Consider the following 23,532-nt stretch of genomic DNA (forward strand, 5'->3'; position numbering starts at 1 on the left):
GCCGGTAGCCGTACAAGCATACAGTTCCAGAGGACAAGGTTGAACGGCTGACCATGACTCATCTCAATGCCTTTTCATAGATCCGGTAGCACTTGTAGGGTATCCCTCCAATCATGGCAAGCATATTCCGCATCGGCATGTTGTCCTCCAGGATCCAGGACAGTTCGACCTCGCGAACTCCGCGCCTGATTCCATAGCCGCGCACGGCATCGATGAGCATAAAGGCGAGCGCAGTTCCCAGCGCGCTTCTTTGAAAATATTTGCGTACGCCCATCAGGACGACACGAGCCGTTGTCGGACGCTTGACTTTCAGCCGCCACAAGAGTTTGAGCCAGCCAAATGGTAACAAACGTCCGCGCAGATCGCCGATCGCCTCATTGAGATTCGGTAGAGCTACGATCATGCCGGCCGGCGCCCCGTCTACTTCTGCAATTTGCACGCACTCGTCCTCCACCAGCAGTCGCAAGCTGTACCCCAAATGTCGGAACTCCTCCTCTGTGAAGGGAATGAAGCCCCAGTTTGCAGACCACGCATCCTCGTAGATCTCCTTGAGAATATGGAGCTCCTCGCTCATAGATGACCTGCGCAACGGTCTGATCCGAACACATCCGGCGGCTTTATTCACAGCGGCCTGCATAAGCGCGGGTGGCGTGAAATCAGTGGCAACGCGATAGGCCAGCAGATCCTTCGAGCCCTCGTATCCCTCGGCCCTGATTCGATCGGCATAATAGGGGCGGGCATGGCCCATCATAATCATTGGAGGCGTGTCGTACCCCTTCACGAGCAGCCCGCACTCCTGGTTAATCGAGAGGTTAAATGGACCTCTGATGCGCAACATCCCCTGGTTGCGCAGCCAGCTTTCCGCTGTACTCAACAATGCGTGAAACGTCTCTGCCTCGTCCTCGGCTTCAAGCAAGCCGAAGAATCCGGTGGCATCCCGATGCCGCGCTTCATGTAATTCATCAATTTGGGCGCTGATCCGTCCGACCGGCCTGGTCCCGCGATAGGCGAGCCAGAAACGGCAGCGCGCGTGTGCGAAGTATGGGTTACGCCGCGAGAACTGCTCTCGTCGCTCGATCAGCAAGGGAGGGATCCATACGGGATCGTCGGCATAGACCGACCATGGGAGGTGAATGAATCGACGCAGATCCCGCGATCCATTTATCGGCTCGATGCGTATGGAATCGAGAGTTGCTCGCACGGAAGGAGGCATCTCCTCAGGAAAGGTGGTGGAGTTCCGATCGGACATCACATCGCCCACGCAGGAGCCGCTTTATCACTTTTCAACAACTTGTATAGTCCTCTGTTTTTTTGTTGCACAAAACCCCTCAAGTCTTGTATATAATACGGGCTGACTTTTGGGAGTGGGGGTGGCAGGCAGTCGATGACTGCCTTTGATTGTTCCTATTATGCATGTTTAATGGTGGTATTCAATACATTATAGGCGCTTGATGAAACGGTACGACCGATGCCCCTACGCGCTTAGTCCATGGATCGGAGTGTTGCAACGGCTATCTGCTGTAGGCTTCGATACATTCGATACATCAGTTCCCTCCGGGAGGCTAGCGGCGGCAGTTTGCCGCTGTCGCTTTACATGCGTCGCTTGGCTTGTGGTATTGAGCCTGTTCTGCTCCTCTTGGCCAGTACGTGAAAGGTCTTGTCAGCGCTGAGGGGTGAGGTCATCAGGCAACTTCGCTTTGTGCACAGGGGGTGTAGCGGGAATGGTAACAGGACCGACGCCGACTGAGAATACTCTGCCGCTTCGGGTCACTGGCTTTTCTACGCTGGCCGAGGCGCTGGACTATGCAGCCGGGGGAGAGACTGGATGTAATTTTTACGGGGACCGAGGTGAGCTGTACGCAGTCCTGCCGTATGCTGATCTTCGAGAGCAGGCGCGATTGCTGGCGCGACGCCTTATGAGCCTGCGACTCGAGCGAGGTGCTCGCGTGGCAATCGTCGCGGATACCGGTCCGGATTTTCAGCGCTTCTTTTTTGCGTGTCAGTACGCCGGCTTGGTGCCCGTTCCGCTGTCGGCTTCGCTCCTGATAAGCGGTCGTAAGCGATATGTTACCCAACTTCGGGCGCTTCTCGCGAACTGCCGGCCCTCCGTCGCGATGGCTCCACCTGAATTCTTCCCATTCCTGAGCGAGGCTGCCGACGGTCTCGAGTTGGACCATATCGGCACGGCAGAAAGCTTTGATCGCCTGCCTGAAGCCCTGGGGGAGTTGGAGTCCTTGCGTCCTGCCGAGATGGCCTATCTTCAATACACCTCGGGAAGCACTCGGTTTCCCCGCGGGGTGATGATTTCCCAGACCGCAGTACTCGCCAACCTGGAGGGAATCCTCACACAGGGTCTCAAGATTCGCCCGGGAGATCGCGCGGTATCCTGGCTGCCTTTTTATCACGATATGGGGCTTGTGGGGTTCGTGCTTGCGCCGATGGTGTGCCAGGTCTCCGTAGATTATTTGAAAACGCAGTCGTTTGCCATGCGACCCCGGTTGTGGCTGTCGCTGATGACGCAGGCGAAGGCTACCATTTCATTCAGCCCATCCTTTGGGTATGAGATGTGTGCGAGGCGTCTCAGGCGGGATGAGGCCAGCAGGTTTGACCTCAGCGCGTGGCGGGCCGCGGGCGTAGGCGCTGAAACAATTCGGCCCGGTGTCTTAAAGGAATTTGCAGAAGTACTCGCGCCCAGTGGGTTCAAGTCCAGCGCATTTGTGGCCTGCTATGGAATGGCTGAAGCCTCCCTTGCTGTAAGTTTTGCGCCAACAGATAAGGGTATCGCCATTGATCAGGTAGACCAGACCCTTTTGTCCAAGTGCGGGGTGGCATCTCCTCTAAACGGGTGTGAGTTCAGATCGGACTCAGACAAGATAAACATAAGCCGATTTGTCAATTGCGGCGCCCCGCTGTCTGGAATTCAAGTTGAGGTGCGAGGCGAACAGGGCCATGTTCTACCCGAACGCCACGCGGGCGTAATTTTCGTGCGAGGCGCCAATATGACGTCCGGCTATTTCGGCGATCCCGAGAAAACCCGAAAGGTCTTGTCCTCAGATGGATGGCTCGACACAGGGGACCTCGGATATCTCGTGAAAGGCAGCCTTGTCATCATTGGCCGAAAGAAAGATGTCATTATCGTGCATGGTCGAAACATCTGGCCTCAGGATTTGGAGCATCTCGCCGAGGAGTTGCCGGAGGTCAGACCGGGCGACGCATGCGCGTTCTCGGTAGAGGCCCCCGACCGGACCGAGATGGCCGTGATGGTCGTCCACTGCCGGGAGCTGGATGCTGCCAAACAAGCCGATTTTATCCGCCGGTTGCAGGGGGTGATCCGCGAGTATTTCGCGCTCGACTGTTTCGTCGAACTCGTTCCTCCCCGTACCCTGCCGCGCACATCCTCCGGGAAGCTTTCCCGTTCAAAGACCCGGGAAGAATTTCTGGCCCGCAATAACGTAGTCCAGTTCTTCCACAGCCGAAACGGATCCGCCGAGACTCGTCTACAGCAACCCCGCCGGCAAGCGGACCCATGCGGGACGTTGTTGCGTTAACGGGGGCGACGGGATTCATTGGGAGCGCTGTAGCCCGAAGACTGATACAAGGAGGATGGCGGGTACGCGCGCTACGCCGTTCACCGTCTCTGACAGCCCGCCTTGCGAGCACTCCGCTTCAGTGGGTTCTGGGCACATTCGAAGATCGCGATTGCCTCGAAAACCTAGTGGGCGACGCGGTTGCTGTGGTCCATTGCGCAGGGGCGGTGCGCGGGATCACCAAGGCCGACTTTTACCCAGCGAACGTTGAGGCGGTCTCGCGGCTGGCCCATATTGCCGCCAGCCGAAGCCCCGTACCCCGATTTCTGCTGATATCATCATTGGCGGCTCGAGAGCCGGAGTTATCGCCCTACGCAGCCAGCAAGCGGATGGGAGAACTCGCCCTATCCGCGGCCGCAGATCGACTTCCGTGGACCGCGCTACGCCCTCCAGTGGTCTATGGCCCAGAAGACCGGGCGATGCGTCCCCTGCTTCGCCTGATGCTGCACGGGATCGCCCCCATACTGGGTCGAAAAGACGCCAGATTCTCCTTACTTTACGTGGAAGACCTGGCAGAGGCGGTGATACAGTGGTTGATAAGCAACATCCGAGAGAAACGCCCTTTCGAGTTGGATGATGGGCATCCCAATGGGTATGCTTGGCATGAGGTTGTCGAAACCTTCCAGCAGCTTCGGGGAAAACAGGTGATCCATTTCCAGGTGCCGGAGCTGATCCTGAATGTCGTCGCGACGCTCAACAAGATGGTGGCATCTGTGATAGACTACGCACCGATGTTCACCCCAGGGAAGGTGCGAGAGTTTAGACACCAGAGCTGGATTTGCGATAACGCTCCGTTCTGCCAGGTCGCCAACTGGACGCCAAAGGTGCGTTTGGAAGAAGGTCTGCGGCTCACTCTTGGTCTCCCGTTGCCCGGGCAAGAGGTAGGCGCATAACCCGATTCATATCACGCTGACTCACAGATGGCTCACTACGAAGCGATACTTCCGCAACTCTACGAGATCCTACGGCCACATGGACAGGACGGACAGACCCTTTCGGAGGGGACAGAGCTCGTAGCCGATCTCGATCTCGATTCGTTGAAGGTCATGGAGTTGCTGCTTGAGGTAGAGGAACGGTTTGATATCTCCATTCCTTTAAACATCGTCCCGGACTTACGGACCATCGGGGATTTCGCCAGGCAGATCGAGCAACTCATGGAGCATAAGTGACAGCCCTTCTGGACAAGTTTCGACAACTCGCCGACGCTCGTGAGGCGTTGACTCAATCGAGCCAAGATCCCTTTCGGGTGACGATCGAGCGCCTCTTGTCGCCAACCGAGGCCATCGTGAACGGCCGTCCAATGATCCTGGCAGGGACAAACAACTACCTCGGTTTAACGTTCGACCCTCAGTGTATAGCGGCGGCGGTCCAAGCCGTGCAAGCGCAGGGAACGGGCACGACCGGATCCAGAATGGCGAATGGCAGTTTCAGTGGACACCTGGCATTAGAGAAAGAGCTGGCGGAGTTTTATGGGCGCCAGCGGTGTGATGTCTTCTCAACCGGCTACCTGGCCAATCTGGGCATCATTTCGGCCCTCGCCGGCCCTGGAGATGTGATCCTGATCGATGCCGATTGTCATGCGAGCATCTATGATGGCTGCCGGATGAGCGGGGCGGAGGTCATTCGATTTCGTCACAACGATACCGCCGATCTCCATAAGCGCCTCACACGTCTGGGGAGGCGTTGCGTCAATACGCTCATCATCGCGGAAGGCCTCTACAGCATGTTGGGGGATCGAGCGGCGCTGGCGGAGATAACGACCTTGAAGCAGGAGCATGGCGCTTATCTGCTCCTGGATGAGGCCCACTCGCTTGGGGTCTTGGGAGAGCGGGGCCGCGGGCGTGCCGAGGAGGCCGGCGCCGAGGACAGCGTCGATTTTATCGTCGGGACCTTCAGTAAGAGCCTGGGTGCCACCGGAGGGTTCTGTGTCTCGGATCATCCAGCGATGGAACTGGTCCGGTATGCCAGCCGCCCGTATATCTTCACCGCATCCCTATGTCCGTCGGTTGTCGCCTCCACAAGGGCTGCCCTGCTAAGACTCCGAACGGAACCCGAACTGCGTCTGAAGCTCTGGACCAATGCGCGGCGGTTGTATGACTCGCTGAAGGATTTGGGATTCAGGCTGGGTCCGGAACCCAGTCCGATCATCGCAGTTCGATTCGGACAGGCAGAAAACACGATCGCCTTCTGGAACGGTCTGTTCCGTCAAGACGTGTACGTGAACATGATCCTGCCACCGGCGGCCCCAGACGGCGGGAGCCTGCTCCGGTGTAGCGTGAGCGCGGCGCATACCCCTGACCAGATCGACCGCATTTCGAAAGCCTTTGCGTCCGTGAAGGCAGCCTTCTCTTCGTAACGCCGCAGAAGGTTCGGTGCAGTCGTAGAGCCGACCAATCGTAACAGTGACCTCACGATTCGCTCTCCTGCAGGCGCAGCGGGATCAGTGGGATTTCCACGACGGTGAACCCGTGTGGCCATAAGGTTGGGCGCTCAACTGATTTGGAGCACAGATGTGCGGCATTGCCGGATTTCTTGACGCGCGCGGCGCGTTAGACGCCGAGCGCTTGGCGGCGACAGGCGCGGCGATGGCGGCGACCCTGCGCCACCGGGGACCTGATGATTCCGGCGTCTGGATCGATCCGGCGGCAGGAATCTCGTTGGCGCACCAGCGGCTCGCCATCCTCGACCTCTCGCCCGCGGGGCGGCAGCCGATAGTGTCCTCATGCGGGCGTCTTGTCCTCACCTATAACGGTGAGATCTACAATCACGCTGAGCTCCGGCGCGAGCTCGAGGCCCGCGGCCGGCGCTTTCGCGGCCACTGCGATAGCGAGGTCCTTGCCGAGGCGTGCGCAGAGTGGGGAGTCGAACCCGCGCTTGGGCGGCTTAACGGCATGTTCGCCTTTGCCGTGTGGGACCGAGTAGCGCGGACGCTTGTGCTGGCGCGTGATCGAGTCGGCATCAAGCCGCTCTACTGGGCACGATTTGGTAACCTGTTCATGTTCGGCTCTGAGCTCAAGGCGTTGCGCGCGCATGCCGGCTGGGCTCCTGAGATCGATCGAGACAGTCTTGCTGCCTTCGTTCGCTGCAGCTACGTACCGACGCCATACAGTATCTATTGCGGCGTCTTCAAGCTGCCGCCCGGTCACCTCCTCATGCTACCCTATGCTGACGCACCAGAGATCCATCCCTACTGGGATGCACGAGAGGTCGCTGCTGCGGCCGCCGCCAACCGTCTCGACGTCAGCGAGGCGGAGGCCGTCGACGGCCTCGAATCTCTGCTGCGCGATGCCGTCGGCCGTCACATGGCGGCCGACGTACCGCTGGGCGCCTTCCTCTCCGGCGGAATCGATTCGTCTGTGGTCGCGGCCCTGATGCAGGCGCAGAGCAGCCGTCCGATCAACACCTACACGATCGGTTTCGCGGAGCCGCGCTACAATGAGGCGCGCCACGCCCGTGAGGTGGCGGCGCATCTCGGCACCGCGCATACCGAACTGTACGTCGCGCCCGAACAGGCCTTAGCGATCATCCCCGAGCTGCCGCGCTGGTACGACGAGCCGTTCGCCGACAGTTCCCAGATCCCGACCCTGCTCCTCTCGGAGCTGACCCGGCGGCATGTCACCGTGGCGCTCTCAGGCGACGGTGGCGACGAACTGCTCGGAGGCTATACAAGCTACTACAAGGCATGGGCCCTTGCACAGGCTGGCCGGTATCTCCCCATGCCGCTGCGAGGCGCCACAGCGGGCGCCACAACGGCTGCCGCAGAGTGGATCCTGGCAGGGGGCGCGATGCTGTCCGGCGTTCTCCCGGTCTCCCTCCGCCATAAGCTTTCGCTCAATCGGAGGAGTGTGCTGACACACACCTTCGTGGGGGCAACTGAGAGCGACCTCTATCGTCAGGTAGTCTGCCCGCTTGAGGACTCGGCCGCTGTCATGTCCGGCGCCCGTGAACGGCCGGATCTCCTGCAGGATGCGACGGCAGAAGCCACCTTGCCAGACTTTATGGAACGCATCGGCTTCCTCGATATGATGACACGCCTGCCGGACGGTATGCTGACCAAGGTGGATCGAGCGAGCATGGCATTCGGCCTTGAGGTTCGCGTGCCGCTGCTAGACCATCGCGTCGTGGAATACGTCTGGCGCCTGGCGCCGGCACTCAAATATACGGACACCGGCGAGAATAAACGACTCTTGCGCAAGGTGCTTTACCGGTACGTTCCGCGGGCGCTGGTCGACCGCCCGAAAAGGGGCTTTGACGTGCCGGTCAAGGCGTGGCTTTGGGGTCCGTTACGGGCGTGGGCGGAAGAGCTGCTCGATGAACGGAGACTCGCCGAGGACGGCTTTTTCGACCCCACACTTGTCCGCGCACGCTGGCACGAACATCTTGCGGGAATGCATAACCGTGGGAAGTTGCTGTGGCGCGTCCTGATGTTCCAGCAGTGGCTGCGACATCAGGCGGCAGAGTCCGCAATCACGAGTGGCTGCCCAGGAGCATCCGGTATCGATCGTTCGGCGCCGCCTGAAGCGCCTACGGCTTTTCGGTTGCACGCTGAAGGTGGCTTCAGGAGCATCGTTGGCTAGAGCGAAGGAGGTAGCATGAATGCTAAACGACATCGATCTGGTGTATTTATGGGTGGACTCAACAGATCCGGTATGGCAAGCCAAAAAAATTGAAGCGCTTCAAGCAATCGGTGGGCATACTCCGACCCCTTTTGCTGCGAGATTTAGGAATCATGATGAGCTCAAATACAGCTTGCGAAGCGTAGCCAAGCACGCACCCTTCATCCGAAATATATACCTTATTACAAATCAGCAGCGACCGACCTGGCTGAATTCAGAGGCTGGGGGTCTATGTGTTGTTGATCATCAAGATATTTTCCCGGATAGTAGCTGCTTACCATGCTTTTCTTCCAATGCCATTGAGACCGTCATGCATAGAATTCGCGGACTGTCCGAGTTTTTTTTGTATGCAAACGACGACATGTTCTTTCTCAATGATGTCTCAACTGAAGATTTCCTTCTTGGAAATGCGAAGATGCGTGTGGGTTTTAAAACAAACCTTGTCCATATTCCTCGCGATCCAGAACACGATCCATTTTCTGAGCAAATGGTGAATAGTTGTCACCTTATGGAAGTAGAGTTAGGGAAATTCTATAGGCCTCGCATACATCTAAAGCACTGGATACGGCTGCAGCCTTTTCGGAAGAATTTTTATCGCTGGAATTATCCCAATCATCAAATTCAGATACACTCGAAATCGATTGCCTATGAGATACACGACAGGTTTCCTCGAGAGGTTTCTATTGCAATGCATGAGAGGTTTCGATCGCGACAAAGCGTTGACGTCGCCGCCTTGCTGCTTTATTACGCGATCTACAGGAGCGCGGCCATGCCTATTTTCGACAAAAATTGGTTGATGATGTCTAAATCAAACCCAGGCCGCTTACTCCGGAAATCAAGAGCTCTCATTAACACACCACCATCCCAGCGTCCCAAGTTTTTGTGTTTAAATGACTGCGAATACAATGAGCACTTCGACTGGGGATCCTACATCACGCATATGATGGAAAGCCTTTTCCCCAACCCTAGCCGTTTTGAGAAAACGTCCGCTGAGAATCGAGATCTTCATACTCTAGAAGCGATCGTCCGCGGTAAACCTCTGTGAAGTGTAATCTTCTGAACTGTTGCGTGTCGCCATGCGGTTTTTAAGCACCATCGTCCGGATGTATCCGCGACGGAGCGCACTCACCCTCATTTCCCTGCTGTTCGCCAGCATTGCGGAGGGGGTCGGGTTCCTCATGCTGCTTCCGATGCTCAGCGCGGCAACCGGCGAGAAGACCCAGGGCACCGGTTCTCAGCTATTCGGAACGCAGCAGGTCCTGACGCAATCGCTCTCAGCCGCGGGGCTGACGCCAAGTGTCGGCACGCTGCTGATTGTCATCGTCCTCTGTGTGGCGGTCAAAGGGGCATTTACCCTGTTGGCCAAAACCCAGGTTGGCTACACGGTCACGCATGTCGCCACTGATCTACGACTCTCCCTACTCCATGCCCTCCTGGCCGCTCGGTGGGAGTATTATGTACGCCAACCTGTCGGAAGCTTCGCCAATGCGGTGGGCACTGAAGCGATGCGGGCTTCAATGGCATACTATGAGGGTGCCAAGGGCGTGACTCTGTTTATCGAGGCCATAGTGTATGCGGCTGTGGCCTTCGTTGTCGCGGGGAAGGCGACCTTGGCATTTTTGGTTCCAGGGATCGCTATCCTCTACGGACTCAACCGTCTCATCCGTATGGCGCATCGAGCCGGAACCCGCCAGACCCAACTATTAAAATCCCTTCTCGCCTGTTTAACCGATAGCCTTCAATCCATCAAACCGCTCAAAGCCATGGCGAGGGAAGAGTTGATCGGTCCCTCCCTTAAATCCGACACCAAGCGATTAGACCGGGCATACCAGTGGGAAGTGCTCAGCTCGGAGGCGCTCAGTTCCTCCCAAGATGTCCTGTTGGCCATCATCATCGCTGTCGGGTTCTATGTGGCCCTTGGCCGGTGGCAGATGCCGTTCAGTATCGTGATGATTATGACCTTTCTTTTCGCTAATTTACTGACCTGTCTTGCCAAGATACAGCGGCAATACCAGAGAATGCGGACCCTGGAAAGCGCCTTCTGGTCGTTGCAAGCGGCTATTGACGGCGCGAACCGTGACCGTGAAACAGCGCCGGGAGGTCTTCCCCCTCACCTCGAAAAGGCCATTTGCCTGGACAAGGTCAGCTTTGGATATGGAAAACATCGTATATTGTGGAATGCGTCGCTGACTGTTCCGGTGGGATCATTCACTGCCATCATGGGGCCATCGGGGGCGGGGAAAACAACGATAGCAGATCTGTTTACTGGTCTGTTGCGTCCGCAGCAAGGCCATGTCTGGATCGACAACCTGTCGCTGGACACCGTTGACCTGAGGCAGTGGCGGCGGATGATCGGATATGTGCCACAAGAGACCTTCCTATTTCACGACACAGTGTTGCGAAACGTCACGCTTGGCGATCCGGAGCTGAGCGAGGCTGATGCCGAAGCTGCACTGCGTGCTGCAGGGGCTTGGGACTTTGTGATGGCACGGCCCTCCGGGATCTACAGCTCGGTCGGGGAGCGCGGCTCGACACTGTCAGGAGGCCAGCGCCAACGCATCGCTATCGCCAGAGCGCTGGCGCATCGGCCCAAACTGCTGATCCTGGACGAAGTGACCAGTGCGCTCGATCCGGAGACCGAGGCTGAGATATGCCAAACGCTACGCGGCCTGCTGGATCGGCTGACGATTTTGGCCATCTCGCATCAGCCTGCCGTGGTGGAGTCTGCCGACCGGGTCTACCGGATACGACACGGCGAGATTGCTTTGGTCACAAGCGACCATGATTCGGGTCTCATCCCAATGACGCCAGAGGGGCAATCAGTGAAGGGACCGATCTTGACAGGATAGATCTTTTTATAGTATAAGAGCCCGCTATGTACTCGGCCCAGCGAATACTCGGCCAGGTTTCCGAACAACAACGGGGCGGCGTCTCCTGGCTCCCTGGAAGCGTATTCGTTATGAGCGATGGCTGTTTGTGCCCAACATTCATGGAGAGCCTCCAGTCACGCTGAAGCTCTCGTCCCGCGAGCGCTACCGATAGAGACGGAATGTGCGCTTGATGGAGAAATGTTCGGAAGCGTACCGCCACGCGCATTTGCGGTGACATGCGGAGGGGAGGTTAACTTTGTACGGTTTTGAAAAAGGGGCGTCTTCTATTGCCATGCAGGGATCGGACTCGTCGATCGTCCCAAGGCAGGGTCTGCGACCCTTTTCGCGCCCAGAGGCGAAGAGACTCGTTCACGATCTACTCGCACCCAAGCCCGCGCTCTACTGGATCGACTTTCTAATTACGGTTTCCATCGGATACGGTTGTGCCGCTTTGTACATACTGGCCCCGGCTTTTTCACCAACGCAGATCATCGCATTCCTGCTAGCCGGCCCTGCTTTATTCAGGGGCGGGATCTTCATCCATGAGATTATCCATAGGGAGGAAGACTCCATGGCGGGATTTCGTATCGTTTGGAATCTTATTGTCGGAACGCCTCTGCTCATGCATTCACTCCTGTATAGGAACCATCTTGACCATCACCACCCGCGCAAGTTCGGAACCCCGGCTGATGGAGAGTATCTGCCGTTGGGCTCGGCTCCTATTCGAGAAACTCTGCTGTATCTTGCACAAGTCCCCGTCCTGCCGCCCTTGACCGTCTTCCGCTTTCTCGTCTTAGTACCGCTGTCATTTCTCCATCCTCGATTACGGCGATGGGTAATGGAACGCTGGTCTTCTTATATCATCAACCCGTACTATCGGCGTGTCATTCCATCAACTGAACCTCAGGGGGCCTGGATGGCGTGGGACCTGCTCGGCTTTCTGTGGGTCGTCGGTGTTCTTGCGTTGCTGTTTACCGGATTGATCACGTGGACAACGATCGGACTCGTTTATTGTCTGGTAATCTGGACGATAGGCCTGAACTGGGTCCGTAATCTCGTGGCGCATCGGTACGTAAATGCAGGAAGCAGGATGACATACGAGGAGCAGGTCGAGGACTCTCTGACCATCGGAGAGTGTTCTCTCTTGACGCTGATCTTGTTTCCGGTTGGATTGCGTTATCACACCTTGCATCACGCTTTCCCGTTGATGCCTTATCATTCTATGGGTGAGGCCCATCGTCGTTTAATGGAAGGACTGCCGGAGGATTCGGTATACCGGAGCACAATCGTGCCTGGTTATTGCGCTGCGATCCGCGAACTCCTGCGAAGCGAAAAACTGGCGGGGGAGGCCGGTCACAATCCGATGCAGGTGTGGCGCCATCCGGAAACAGCGACATATGCGCAATAAGTTGATCACGCGGACGCAACCGGCTTCCTCTATCCAGCGGCGGCATAATGTGCGACCTTTGGCGTCGGGGGTGCGTGCCATGGCTGACGCGCTGCTGGAGCGCTACGGCGGTATGACTTCTTCCTTCGTCGGCCTCGGGCTCGCGTGCCTGTTATTGCTGTCGTGGAGCGGAGAGGTACATGCCAGGGCTCACGCAATCGAGCGGGTATGTGACAGCAACTCCGCCGCCATCGAGGTCCGAGTGCATGGGGTCAGAAACGATCGCGGGAATATCATGTTCATCCTGTATGGCGACAACCCGGACGATTTTCTCGCGAAAGGCAAGACAATCTTAAAACAACGGACTCCGGCGAAGCGGGGGACCGTCGCGTTCTGTGTGATTGTACCAAAAGCAGGCATGTACGCCGCGGCCGTGTATCACGATGAAAACGCTAATGGGAAATTCGACAGGAACTGGATAGGGTTGCCCGGCGAAGGCGGCGGTTTCTCGAATAATCCTACCCAATTTTTAGTCATACCTAGTCACTCACAAGTGGCTTTTCATGTTTCGAACAGTCAGACCCGCCTGGAAATCCAACTGATCTATCCGACAGCGTCAGAACACTGAAGTCCTGATCCTAAGCTCCTCCCCGTTCTGAGAGCCTTCTCTGCCAGTCCAATAATTTTTATAGGGTTATATGTTCGCATGGTTGGCGTTGAGTTGAGTTTGGTTCCTCAACCCTGCCTACCGGACCATAGAGGTGACAATACGAGCGGCTATTTGGTGAGCATCCTGAAGATAACTCCGAGAATAAGGAGAGAGATCAGCGCAATGAACGGAATGAACAGCAGCTTGTAGTCGCGAGGTTTGAGACGCATGCAATCTCCAAATCTAAGTACTGTAGGCTGGGATGGGTGAAGCGAATCCCAGCACTCCGGTTACTCCCAGTTATACGCCACGACTCCTGGCGACATCGCCATGGTTATTGAGTTGGGTGTCGGTCCTCAGCCCAGCCTCTCACTGAACCACATACCTACCACCCGGTGCGGCGGTCGAGGGTGCGGTACTGGATCGCCTCGGCCAGATGATCGGTCCGGATCATCTCGTGGCCCTCAAGATCGGCGATGGTCCGGGCGACCTTGAGGATCCGATCATGCGCCCGCGCGGACAGGCCGAGTCGCTCGATGGCGGTCTCCAGGAGCGTCTGCCCATCGGGCCCGATCTGACAGTGACGGCGAAGCTGCTTTACACCCATCTGCGCGTTACAGAAGGTCCGGGTTCGCTTGAACCGCTCCTGCTGAAGCGCCCTGGCCTCTTTCACCCGCTCCCGCACTTGCTCGGAGGGCTCCCCTTGGGAATCGGTCGTAATCTCCCGATAACGCAGTGGTGGCACATCGAGGTGCAGGTCGATCCGATCCAGCAGCGGGCCCGAGATCCGCGACCGGTACCGCTGAATCTGAGGAGGGGAGCAGGTACACGGTCGCTGCGGGTCGGTGAAGTAGCCACAGGGGCAGGGGTTCATGGCGGCGGCCAGCATAAAGCGAGCGGGATAGGTGACGGAGGTCGCCGCGCGCGCGATGGTCACAGTGCCGTCCTCCAGCGGCTGGCGTAATACTTCCAGCACCGACCGTTTGAACTCTGGCAGTTCATCCAGAAAGAGGACCCCGTGGTGAGCCAGACTCACCTCGCCAGGCCGTGGGATCGTTCCGCCGCCAATCAGCCCGGCATCTGAGATCGTGTGATGCGGTGCCCGGAATGGGCGCGTCGCCACCAGCGCCGCGCGGGACGGCACAAGGCCGCAAATGGAATGGATCTTCGTCACCTCGATCGCTTCCTCCAGAACCAGGTCAGGCAGGATCGTGGCGAGTCGCTTAGCGAGCATCGTCTTGCCGGAGCCGGGCGGTCCGATCAGGAGGATGTTATGACCGCCGGCCGCCGCCACCTCAAGCGCCCGCTTCGCGTGGGCCTGTCCCTTCACATCGGCCAGATCGACGCCGTAGCTAGCGTGTTGCGCGAAGACCTCCTGGAGGTCGATGCGCGTGGGCGGAATCTCCTGGGCGCCGTTCAGAAACTCCACCACCTGCGGAAGCGTCTCAACCCCGAAGACCTGAATCCCCTCCACCACGGCCGCCTCTGGGGCGTTCTCTGCCGGCAGGACCATCCCGGCAATTCGATTGCGCGCGGCCGAGACCGCCATCGGCAGAGCACCGTTCACCCCTCTGACGCCGCCGTCCAGCGCCAGCTCGCCGAGGAGCAGATGGCTCTGAAGCCGGTCAGGTTTGATCAGGCCCATGGCCGCCAGGATGGCGCAGGCGATGGGGAGGTCGAAGCAGGCGCCCTCCTTCTTGATGTCGGCCGGCGCCAGGTTCACCGTGATCCGCCGGGCGGGAAAGTCGAAGCCGCAGTTCTTGATGGCTGCCCTCACCCGGTCGCGACTCTCCTTGACTGCCGCATCCGGCAGCCCGACGGTGTTGAAGTTGGGCAGACCTTGGGCGATGTCGACCTCGACGTCGACCAGGTAGGCCTCGACCCCCAGCACCGCGCTGGATAACACCTTGGCCAGCATCGTACCTCCGCTAAAAGAGCGTAGTCCCCTCGCTGCTGAAAGCGTCCCGGATCAGGAGGATCTCGGGCCGCCCTGCCTGGCTGCCTGCAAACGTGACGGCGACAACATCGAAGCGGCAGGCTGCCCCAGAGAGCCGGTGGCGCTGCAAAAATAGCTCCGCGACCTTGACGATCTGACGCTGTTTGTGACGCGTGACCGAGGCCTGCGGCGGACCGAACTCGCCTGACGTGCGAGTTTTCACCTCCACAAACACTACCACGCCGCCGTCCTGAGCGACCAGATCGATCTCGCCCAGCGGGGTCGAGTAGTTCTCGTGGAGAATCCGGAATCCTTTGGCCTGCAGATACGCCTTCGCGGCGCGCTCCCCTTCCGCTCCCAGAGCCGACCGTCCGGTTGTCATCCGTGGGCCTCCGTTATACGTACTCCCGGACACCTTTGAAGGTCTTCCGATGAATAGGGCTCACACCCAGCCGCGCAATAGCCGACAGATGTTCCGAGGTCCCGTATCCTTTGTGTCGACCGAAGCCGTAGTGCGGGAGGGCCAGGTCGTATGCCTGCATGATTCGGTCCCGGGCCACCTTCGCAAGGATGGACGCCGCAGAGATGGAGAAGCAGAGACGATCCCCGGAAGGGATCAATCGATGTGGGATGGAGCAACGGGGGGATTGGTCGCCGTCGATCAGGACAAAACCGGGGGGCGGGTTCAGCGCCGCAATAGCACGCCGCATGGCAAGCATTGTCGCCTGGAGGATATTAAGGGCATCGATTACCTCCTCCTGGACCACGCCGAAGCCGACGGCTACCGCTTCGGACTTGATCGCCAAGTCGAGTCGCTCGCGTTGCTGTGCGCTGAGGGCCTTGGAGTCATCCACCCCCTTGATTACGCAAGTCGGCGGAAGCATCACGGCGGCAGCCACGACCGGTCCGGCCAGCGACCCCCGTCCGGCCTCATCAACACCCGCAATGAAGTGATAGCCGGCGGTACGGAGACCGGTTTCTACCTCTGCGGGCGGCAGCGAAGCGATTCTCTTTACGTCAGCTTGCGCTCTGAGATCCGTGCGGCCTTGCCCCTCAACTTCCGCAGGTAGTAGAGCTTTGCTCGACGGACACGACCCCGTCTTGTGCACTCGATCTTCTCGATCATGGGGGAATGGATGGGGAAGATGCGCTCAACACCGACGCCGTACGTAACCTTGCGGACCGTGAAGGTGGCGCCCAGTCCGCTGCCGCGCTTACGAATGACTACCCCTTCAAAAGCCTGAAATCTTTCCTTGTCCCCTTCCAGGACCTTCACCTGCACCTTGACCGTGTCACCGGGCGAGAAGTCCGGAATCTGCGCCTTCAACGAGGGCGCATCGACGCTTCTGATGACATCCATGATTCAGCCTCCACTATATAAAAAGTACGAGCTATTTCACATTCCGCACCCCCTCACCTTTATCCTCTCCCTACAGGGGAGAGGAGTCTTTTTTGATGCCCCTCGCCCCCACTGGGGAGAGGGTGTAGGTGAGGGGGCCTTTCAAAGTAATTAACCAGTCTCCTGCTCTTCTTCGATCTCCCTCAGGAGTTCAAGATCCTCTTCACTCAGCGAAGCGTGCTGCAGGAGATCCGGCCGCCGCGCCTTGGTACGTCTGAGGGCCTCTTTTCGACGCCAGCGCCTGATTCGCTCGTGGTCTCCGGACAGCAGCACGTCCGGAACCGCAAGCTCCTGCACGCTCTGTGGCCGCGTATAGTGAGGAAAGTCCAACAACGCATCTACAAATGAGTCGTACCGGGCTGAGTCTTCATCGCCCAGCGCACCGGGAAGCAATCGGATCACAGCATCCAGGAGCACGAGCGCCGGCAACTCCCCCCCCGTCAGGACGTAATCCCCGATCGAAATCTCATCTGGCGACAGAAGGTCTCTCACCCGCTCGTCGAACCCCTCGTACCGGCCGCATACGAGCAGCAGGTGCCGGTATTCGACAAGCTCCTGGGCAATCGCCTGCTTAAACGGGCGACCCTGTGGGGTCAAGAGGACCAGATGCGTCTCTGGTCCTTGACGGAGACTCGCAACTGCCTCAAGAATCGGCTCGGGCTTAAGCACCATTCCAGCGCCGCCCCCATACGGCCGATCGTCCACGATGGCATGCCGATCACGAGCATAGCTCCGAAGATCGTGGACCGTGATCTGCACGATGCCGCGCTGCTGGGCTCGCTTGAGGATGCTTTCCGAAAGAGGTCCCTGAAAAAACCCAGGGAAGAGCGTGAGGATATCATACCGCCTCAGCTTCGATCATCCCTTCCAGAAGATGGACCAGCATAATCCCCCCTGCAAGATCGACCCTTCTCACAACCTCCCTGGTCGCGGGCAGCAGCCATTCCGAATCTTCACCATGCACCACGTACACATCGTTGGCACCCGTTTCCAGGATTTCGACGATCCGTCCGAGCTCTCGTCCCTCTTCGGTCACAACCCGAAGGCCCATGAGATCGACATGGTAATAGGTCCCCTCCGGAAGCGTTGGGGCAGCCGATCTGGAAATAAGCAACTCGCAATCAACGAGACGTTCCGCCTGCTCAACGGTCTGTACGCCTTGCAGTTGCACGATCCAGGCTGGACCCGCCTGCCGAATCCGCTCCACGCCGTACTCCACAAGGTCGCCCCCGGCCCTCCTGAGGTACACAGTTGCCGATCCTGCCGCAATCGCGATCGAGTCGGCGTAGGGCTGCACTTTTAATTCCCCATTGAGCCCCCAGGCCTTGACGGTCTTACCCAGCACGAGGTGCGGCAGTGCCATTCACCTATTCCAGAATCTCCAGAACAGCCCGACGCTTCGACCTGGCTGCGATGGCGTGCAGTACAGTGCGCATCGCCTTAGCCGTCCGGCCCTGCTTGCCGATTACCCTGCCGACATCAGAGGAAGCCACTCGCAGGCGGAGAACCATCGCGTTATCCTCCTCTGCCGCATCGACGGTCACATGGTCCGGACTGTCCACCAGCGCCATGGCCATCCGTTCCACCAGCTCTTTAAGCGCGTTGGCTTGCTCCATGGGACTCTGATTCGGAACCGACGGACCGCCTTCCATGTATCCTCCTTCCGATGCGTTAGCCTAACGACCTAAGCGTTATTGACCCTTGCCTGCGGCTTTCAATTCAGCCAATTGCCGCATGACGCCTGCCCGACGCAAAAGCTGTCGAGCGCTGTCGGTGGGCTCCGCACCCCGCTGCAACCATTGTAATGCACGCTCGGCCTGCACAGAGAGCGCAGGCGGCTCCCCATGGGGATCGTAGGTACCCAGGGTCTCCAGCACCTTGCCACCTCCAGCGACCGGCGAATCTCCCACCACCAAACGATAGAAGGGGTGCGCTTTTGCCCCCATCCGCCGCAATTTGATCTTCACAGACATCGTTATCTCCCCCCTTACTCTTCTGCGTCCACCGCAGAGGCAGGTCTGTCCGGCGTCACACGCCCATGAAGGATCGAAGGCGCTTTGCCATTTTCGCCCTCGCCCCGCTACCTCCAGGCATGACATGTTTCATCAGTTTCCGGGCCTGGACAAACTGTTTAAGCAGACGATTCACATCTGCCACCGATGTGCCGCTTCCGGCAGCGACCCGTCGGCGCCGGCTCCCATTGATGATTTCGGGAACTTCCCGCTCCTTCCGGGTCATCGAATTAATAATCGCCTCAGCCTGCTTGAACTCTCGTTCTGCTGAGAACGTGTCAGCCAGGCCCTTCTGCCGTGACAACCCCGGGATCATCTCCATCACCTGATCGAGGGGCCCAAGGTCCTTCAGTTGCTGGAGTTGCACACGAAAATCCTCCAGCGTAAAGCCCTCGGCGCGAACCTTCTTCACAAGTTCCTGGGCTTGTTTCTGATCCACCCTCGCCTGCGCCTTTTCCACGAGGGTCAGGATATCGCCCATCCCGAGGATCCGAGAAGCCAGTCGTTCAGGGTGGAACGGTTCGAGGGCATCCGGCTTCTCGCCGACACCGATGAACTTGATCGGCTTCCCTGTTACCGACCTGATCGAGAGGGCCGCGCCGCCTCGGGAATCCCCATCTAACTTGGTGAGAATGAATCCCGTCAGATCAAGATCCGCGTTGAACCGGAGGGCGGAATTGACCGCATCCTGTCCGGTCATGGCGTCGGCGACCATCAGCCGCTCGGTCGGGGAGGTGGCCGCTGCAATCGCCACCAGCTCTTGCATGAGCGGCTCATCGATATGGAGTCGCCCGGAGGTGTCGAGAATCACCGGATTCTGCCCACGCTCCTTTGCCAGTTGTCGCGCCTCCTGGCATACCTGCAGCGCAGAACCAGGCCCCGCGTACACCGAAACCCCAAGGGCCCGCCCAAGCGTCTGGAGCTGCTCCCTGGCCGCGGGCCTCACCGTGTCGGCCGCTACCAGGAGCGGCGACCGCCCTTCCGACACGAACCATCGGGCCAGCTTCGCCGACGTTGTCGTCTTGCCGGATCCATGCAGGCCGACCAGCATGATGGTCGTCGGAGGATCGGACGCATAGGTCAGCGGGGCGCGTGTCTTACCAAGCACCTCGACCAGCTCCTCGTAGACGACCTTGACGACCTGCTGGCCAGGGGTAAGACTCTCTAATACCTCGCGGCCCACTGCCCGATCGCGGACGCGCTCGACGAACCCTTTGACGACCTTGAAATTGACATCCGCTTCGAGTAGCGCAAGCCGTACCTCTCGAAGCGCTTCAGTGATGTTCTCCTCGCTGAGGCGCCCGTGGCCACGAAGCTTTTTCAGGACCAAGCTTAATCGTTCTGTAAGTCCTTCAAACACCTGCCACCACTCCCTCCGCAGCGCTTAAAAATAGCCCTCTCGTCGCCCCTTGTCAAGGTTAAAACTGTGCAGGCGTTGCCAGTGTCATCGCTAACGGTAAAGTCCTCTGTTGTGGCGATTGAAGATTCCCTACTGCCCGCGACTCGCCGCTCCCGGACACTTCGGCCCCCGGGGAATCCCCGACAGCTACTCCATCCGACGAGAAAACATCCGATCGGTCACTGCCGCACTACAGTTAGGATCACGTTGGGCTGCTTTTGAGTAATGCGGATGTGAAGCGGACGATCCGAGAGGGAATCCAGAATGCCCTGGATCACCCGGGAGGCCATCGCCCCCGCTTGGGAACCCGAGAGGGTAAGCCTCCTAAGGGTCTACTGGGCGTTCTACACAAGTAATGGGCCAGGCGAAATCGCCTAACCCATTGATTTTTGGTTGCGGGGGCAGGATTTGAACCTGCGACCTTTGGGTTATGAGCCCAACGAGCTACCAGACTGCTCCACCCCGCAAGGGTATCTTAGATAAGGTACTCTCCAGTGTCAAGCCTTTTCTCGGCGCTTGTTGTTGCCACAAAACAAAAGGCACCCCGCAAGATGCGAGGTGCCTTTCGGCTCTGTTCGAGCCCGAAGAACAAATAAACTCTACTTCTTCTCTGGTGTATGAGCTGGGGCTGGGGCAGCCGCTGGGGCCTCTTCCTTCTTTTCTTCCGCCTTCTTAGCCGCCTTCGCCGCCTTCCTCTTCGCCTTCTTAGGAGCCGGCTTCTTCACTTCCTCTTTCTTCATCTCTTCCTTGGCAGTAGCAGGCGCCGGTGCTTTCGCCTCGTCGGCAAAGCTGAGGCCAGCCACGGAGACGCTGAAGAATGCAGCCATCAATACGATACCCAATTTCTTCATCATCGCTTCAAATCACCTCCTTCCTGGTTTCGACGTCATATCATCAGAAGAAGAGCGGTTACTTCTTCGCTGGTGCAGCCGGGGCTGCAGCTGGGGCCTCTTCCTCCTTCGGGGCCGCCGCCTTCTTCTTAGCCACCTTCTTCTTCGCCTTCTTCGGCGCCTCCTTCATCTCCTTACCAGCACAAGGGTTGGCTGGAGCGCTGGTCGCCGCAGGCATGCCCTTATGCTCCTTCATCTCGTCGGCAAAGCTGAGGCCAGCCACGGAGACGCTGAAGAATGCAGCCATCAATACGATACCCAATTTCTTCATCATCGCTTCAAATCACCTCCTTCCTGGTTTCGGCATCATAGATCCATCGATCGCCATTCATCACTCCTCATTACTTGCAGGAAGGATACCAAATCTTACGCTTGACAACATTAATCATTCTCCGCAATAGATCTCATGAGTTGCAAATCATATCGGTCAGAACCGGACGATGCAGGAAGCCTCCACACCTCTCCGTTCACCCGATTTAGGAGATGATCTATCCCAATTGGGGTAAATCCGATTCAAGAGAGTCAACGGGAAAAGAGGCGACGAAACCACTGAAGGAGAGCGAACCCACCTTGGGAGCAGGTGGCTCTCGGTTCCGTCCCCTGGATGAACACCTCCTCCACCCCTCCCGAGCATCCCGGGGTCAGGCGGAGACCGGAGGCAGGATCGATCTTGGCAGTAACGATCCCTGGCGGAGACTTAAAGCTTCGCGACGGATGGCCAACAGACGCTTGCTCAAGGAACTGCGTCCAGATCGGCAGTGCAGCCTGGGCCCCTGTCAACTGAAGCGGCGCCCCGGAATCGATGCCGACCCACACGCCAGCAATCAAATCGGGCGTGTAGCCGACAAACCAGGCATCCCGCATATCGTTGCTGGTCCCGGTCTTGCCGGCGGCTTCTCTGGAAAGCCCAAGACGGTAAGCCGAGGTAGCGGTACCTCGCTCAAAGACGCCACGCAGAATCGACGTCACCAGGAAGGCGGCCTGAGGGGAAGCCGCTCGTCGTGCTTCACGCCTCTCTTCGAACAGCACTTTCCCTTGCCCATCCTCCACTTTCCTGATCGCATGGGGTTTGAGCCACTCCCCTCCCCTGGCGAGCGTACCATACGCCGCCGTGATCTCCAGCAAGTTCACCTCTGAAGCACCCAGTAGCGTCGCCGGGCTTGGTCGAAGCGGGCTTTCGATGCCGGACGCTCTGGCCTGCTCAATCACGCGACCCAACCCAACCTGCTCCCCAATCGTGATGGTGGCAGCGTTGAGGGACCGTTCAAGCGCCTCGCGCAGGCGCACCGTGCCATAGTAACGACCATTGAAGTTCTTGGGCGTCCATCGCTCGTTCCCAACCACTTGCGTGAGAGGACGATCGGGAACAAGCGTCGCAGGGGTGAGCGCTTCATTGCTGTCCCCACGCCCCGCTTCAAAGGCAGCCAGATAGATGAACGGCTTGAAAAGAGAACCTGGCTGTCGGCGAGCTTGAACGGCCCGGTTAAATTGACTTCGTTGGTAGTTCCTCCCGCCCACCATCGCCTTGATGGCGCCATACTGCACGTCCAGCGCTACCAGCGCGCCCTCTGCGGTCTGCTCAGATGTCTCCTTTTTCCGCCCGTCAAGCTTCAATAACCCCTGCACAACGGCCCGATGGGCTACCTGCTGGGTAGCCATATCAAGGGTGGTAAAGACCTTTAGCGTCCTTTCACCAGCGATGCCGGGAAGCTTGGCATCGAGTTCTTGTCTGACGAAATCTAAGAAATACGAGGTCTCCACAGTCGAGTCCCGTGCTACCCGGACAGGTTCCTTCATAGCGCGGTAATAGTCCGCGTCGCTCAATCTCCGCTCCTCCCGCAGCCGGCCGAGGACCAGGTCCCGGCGCTCGCGGGCACGTCGCAACGAGACGAGGGGAGAGACCGTGTTGGGCGACCGGATCAGGCCGACCAATAAGGCCGCTTCGGCCGGGCGAAGCGCGCCAGGCTCTTTGCCGAGATAATACCGCGAGGCAGCCGCAATCCCGCGCACCTCGAAGGTCCCGTGCTGCCCGAGATAGATCTCATTGAGGTACTGCTCCAGAATTTCCTGCTTCGACAGAGTAGCTTCCAGGCCGAGGGCGAGAACGGCCTCCTTCATCTTCCGCCAGAACGTACGCTCCTGATTAAGATAACGCATTCGGACCAGTTGTTGGGTGAGTGTACTGCCACCCTGCACAATAGTCCCACGCCTCGCGTTGGCCCATACAGCCCTCATAACCCCGCGCACATCTATTCCATGATGCTCATAGAAGCGCCGATCTTCCATGAGCAGAACCGCGTCAATCAACAGTGGAGGATAGGCATTCAAAGGACGCTCTTCGCGCAACTGGTAAGCCGACCCGTTGAAGACCGCCATCGGCTTGGGGGCGCCATCGGCATAAATCAGCAGCGTGGGGCCGAATGCCCGGCCCGCCGCGACATACCAGACCGCCCAGATCGCTGCGAATCCCGCGAATAGAAGCAGGGCGATCCTCAGGCAAATGGTTGCCCGACCCAGAGATGATACCTGTCCGCTCATTATTGCTTTTGAAATTGAATCTCGTTACAGGAGAGGAGATCGATCAGCCGACGTCTTGGCACTGTGGGCTCATTATCGTCTTACACAATCTGAATCGTGCCCGTAACATTAAGCGAAATGGCAACTATCGTGCCAAACCGAACACAGGAATATGATACCTCAGAAAACGCCCACATGACGCATGATTAGCTGCAGCACACTCAGGGCGATTCAATCTCCGGAGAGTTGGAATTGCACGCTAGGAGGGTA

The 23,532-nt window shown here is 58.3% G+C and carries 22 protein-coding genes and 1 tRNA gene; 9 read left to right on the plus strand and 14 right to left on the minus strand.

The features are described from left to right. Positions 1-58: 58 nt before the first annotated feature. A complete protein-coding gene (locus KGL31_10970; GenBank protein ID MDE2322415.1) occupies positions 59-1,213 on the minus strand; it encodes an N-acetyltransferase in 1,155 nt (384 codons plus the stop codon). A 508-nt stretch (positions 1,214-1,721) separates the two neighbouring features. Between KGL31_10970 and KGL31_10975 the strand changes: the two genes are divergently transcribed. The 9 genes from KGL31_10975 to KGL31_11015 all read left to right on the plus strand — a co-directional run bounded on the left by KGL31_10975 (position 1,722) and on the right by KGL31_11015 (position 13,088). Then, the gene (locus tag KGL31_10975) at positions 1,722-3,548 is read left to right on the plus strand and encodes a fatty acyl-AMP ligase (GenBank protein MDE2322416.1); all 1,827 of its coding nucleotides are present in this window, start codon (positions 1,722-1,724) and stop codon (positions 3,546-3,548) included. Then, positions 3,527-4,480 carry an NAD(P)-dependent oxidoreductase gene (locus KGL31_10980; GenBank protein ID MDE2322417.1) on the plus strand — a complete coding sequence of 318 codons (954 nt, stop codon included), beginning with the start codon at positions 3,527-3,529 and terminating at the stop codon, positions 4,478-4,480. The genes KGL31_10975 and KGL31_10980 overlap by 22 nt, the downstream gene beginning before the upstream one ends. A 27-nt stretch (positions 4,481-4,507) precedes the next feature. Then, the gene (locus KGL31_10985) at positions 4,508-4,756 is read left to right on the plus strand and encodes an acyl carrier protein (GenBank protein MDE2322418.1); all 249 of its coding nucleotides are present in this window, start codon (positions 4,508-4,510) and stop codon (positions 4,754-4,756) included. Further along, positions 4,753-5,943, plus strand: coding sequence for an aminotransferase class I/II-fold pyridoxal phosphate-dependent enzyme (locus KGL31_10990; protein ID MDE2322419.1), 1,191 nt, complete (start codon positions 4,753-4,755; stop codon positions 5,941-5,943). The genes KGL31_10985 and KGL31_10990 overlap by 4 nt, the downstream gene beginning before the upstream one ends. 154 nt (positions 5,944-6,097) lie before the next feature. Continuing rightward, the gene (gene asnB, locus KGL31_10995; protein ID MDE2322420.1) at positions 6,098-8,164 is read left to right on the plus strand and encodes an asparagine synthase (glutamine-hydrolyzing); all 2,067 of its coding nucleotides are present in this window, start codon (positions 6,098-6,100) and stop codon (positions 8,162-8,164) included. A gap of 19 nt (positions 8,165-8,183) precedes the next feature. Then, positions 8,184-9,248: a Stealth CR1 domain-containing protein gene (locus KGL31_11000; GenBank protein ID MDE2322421.1), complete on the plus strand. Its 1,065-nt coding sequence runs from the start codon at positions 8,184-8,186 to the stop codon at positions 9,246-9,248. A 31-nt stretch (positions 9,249-9,279) separates the two neighbouring features. Next, complete coding sequence (locus KGL31_11005) at positions 9,280-11,052, plus strand: ATP-binding cassette domain-containing protein (GenBank protein MDE2322422.1); 1,773 nt, start codon at positions 9,280-9,282, stop codon at positions 11,050-11,052. Between the two features lie 277 nt (positions 11,053-11,329). Continuing rightward, complete coding sequence (locus KGL31_11010) at positions 11,330-12,481, plus strand: fatty acid desaturase (protein MDE2322423.1); 1,152 nt, start codon at positions 11,330-11,332, stop codon at positions 12,479-12,481. Positions 12,482-12,560: 79 nt separating this feature from the next. Beyond that, positions 12,561-13,088, plus strand: a complete 528-nt coding sequence (locus KGL31_11015) for a DUF2141 domain-containing protein (protein MDE2322424.1) — start codon at positions 12,561-12,563, stop codon at positions 13,086-13,088. 406 nt (positions 13,089-13,494) lie between these two features. On the opposite strand, the gene KGL31_11020 is transcribed toward KGL31_11015, so the two are convergent. The 13 genes from KGL31_11020 to KGL31_11080 form a co-directional block, all read right to left on the minus strand. After that, positions 13,495-15,027, minus strand: coding sequence for a YifB family Mg chelatase-like AAA ATPase (locus KGL31_11020; GenBank protein ID MDE2322425.1), 1,533 nt, complete (start codon positions 15,025-15,027; stop codon positions 13,495-13,497). A gap of 10 nt (positions 15,028-15,037) precedes the next feature. Then, on the minus strand, positions 15,038-15,427 hold the full coding sequence (locus KGL31_11025) for a YraN family protein (protein ID MDE2322426.1): 390 nt from the start codon (positions 15,425-15,427) through the stop codon (positions 15,038-15,040). Between the two features lie 13 nt (positions 15,428-15,440). Next, positions 15,441-16,043 (minus strand): ribonuclease HII, encoded by a 603-nt coding sequence (locus KGL31_11030; protein ID MDE2322427.1) that lies wholly within the window; start codon positions 16,041-16,043, stop codon positions 15,441-15,443. A 14-nt stretch (positions 16,044-16,057) separates the two neighbouring features. Next, on the minus strand, positions 16,058-16,405 hold the full coding sequence (gene rplS / locus KGL31_11035) for a 50S ribosomal protein L19 (GenBank protein ID MDE2322428.1): 348 nt from the start codon (positions 16,403-16,405) through the stop codon (positions 16,058-16,060). Positions 16,406-16,555: 150 nt separating this feature from the next. Continuing rightward, entirely contained in the window at positions 16,556-17,296 is a 741-nt protein-coding gene (gene trmD / locus KGL31_11040; protein MDE2322429.1) for a tRNA (guanosine(37)-N1)-methyltransferase TrmD, read from the minus strand. After that, complete coding sequence (gene rimM, locus KGL31_11045; GenBank protein ID MDE2322430.1) at positions 17,283-17,807, minus strand: 16S rRNA processing protein RimM; 525 nt, start codon at positions 17,805-17,807, stop codon at positions 17,283-17,285. Before rimM ends, trmD begins: the two co-directional genes overlap by 14 nt. 4 nt (positions 17,808-17,811) lie before the next feature. Beyond that, positions 17,812-18,096 (minus strand): KH domain-containing protein, encoded by a 285-nt coding sequence (locus KGL31_11050; GenBank protein ID MDE2322431.1) that lies wholly within the window; start codon positions 18,094-18,096, stop codon positions 17,812-17,814. Positions 18,097-18,135: 39 nt separating this feature from the next. Continuing rightward, a complete protein-coding gene (rpsP, locus tag KGL31_11055) occupies positions 18,136-18,417 on the minus strand; it encodes a 30S ribosomal protein S16 (protein ID MDE2322432.1) in 282 nt (93 codons plus the stop codon). A gap of 55 nt (positions 18,418-18,472) precedes the next feature. Continuing rightward, on the minus strand, positions 18,473-19,816 hold the full coding sequence (gene ffh, locus KGL31_11060) for a signal recognition particle protein (GenBank protein MDE2322433.1): 1,344 nt from the start codon (positions 19,814-19,816) through the stop codon (positions 18,473-18,475). 429 nt (positions 19,817-20,245) lie between these two features. Continuing rightward, a tRNA-Met gene (locus KGL31_11065) sits at positions 20,246-20,322 on the minus strand. 132 nt (positions 20,323-20,454) lie between these two features. Next, the gene (locus KGL31_11070) at positions 20,455-20,709 is read right to left on the minus strand and encodes a histone (protein ID MDE2322434.1); all 255 of its coding nucleotides are present in this window, start codon (positions 20,707-20,709) and stop codon (positions 20,455-20,457) included. Positions 20,710-20,764: 55 nt separating this feature from the next. After that, a complete protein-coding gene (locus KGL31_11075; protein ID MDE2322435.1) occupies positions 20,765-21,019 on the minus strand; it encodes a histone in 255 nt (84 codons plus the stop codon). Between the two features lie 248 nt (positions 21,020-21,267). Further along, positions 21,268-23,283, minus strand: coding sequence for a PBP1A family penicillin-binding protein (locus KGL31_11080; protein MDE2322436.1), 2,016 nt, complete (start codon positions 23,281-23,283; stop codon positions 21,268-21,270). Positions 23,284-23,532 lie beyond the last annotated feature (249 nt).

Source organism: Candidatus Methylomirabilota bacterium (genome assembly GCA_028870115.1).
GTDB lineage: Bacteria > Methylomirabilota > Methylomirabilia > Methylomirabilales > Methylomirabilaceae > Methylomirabilis.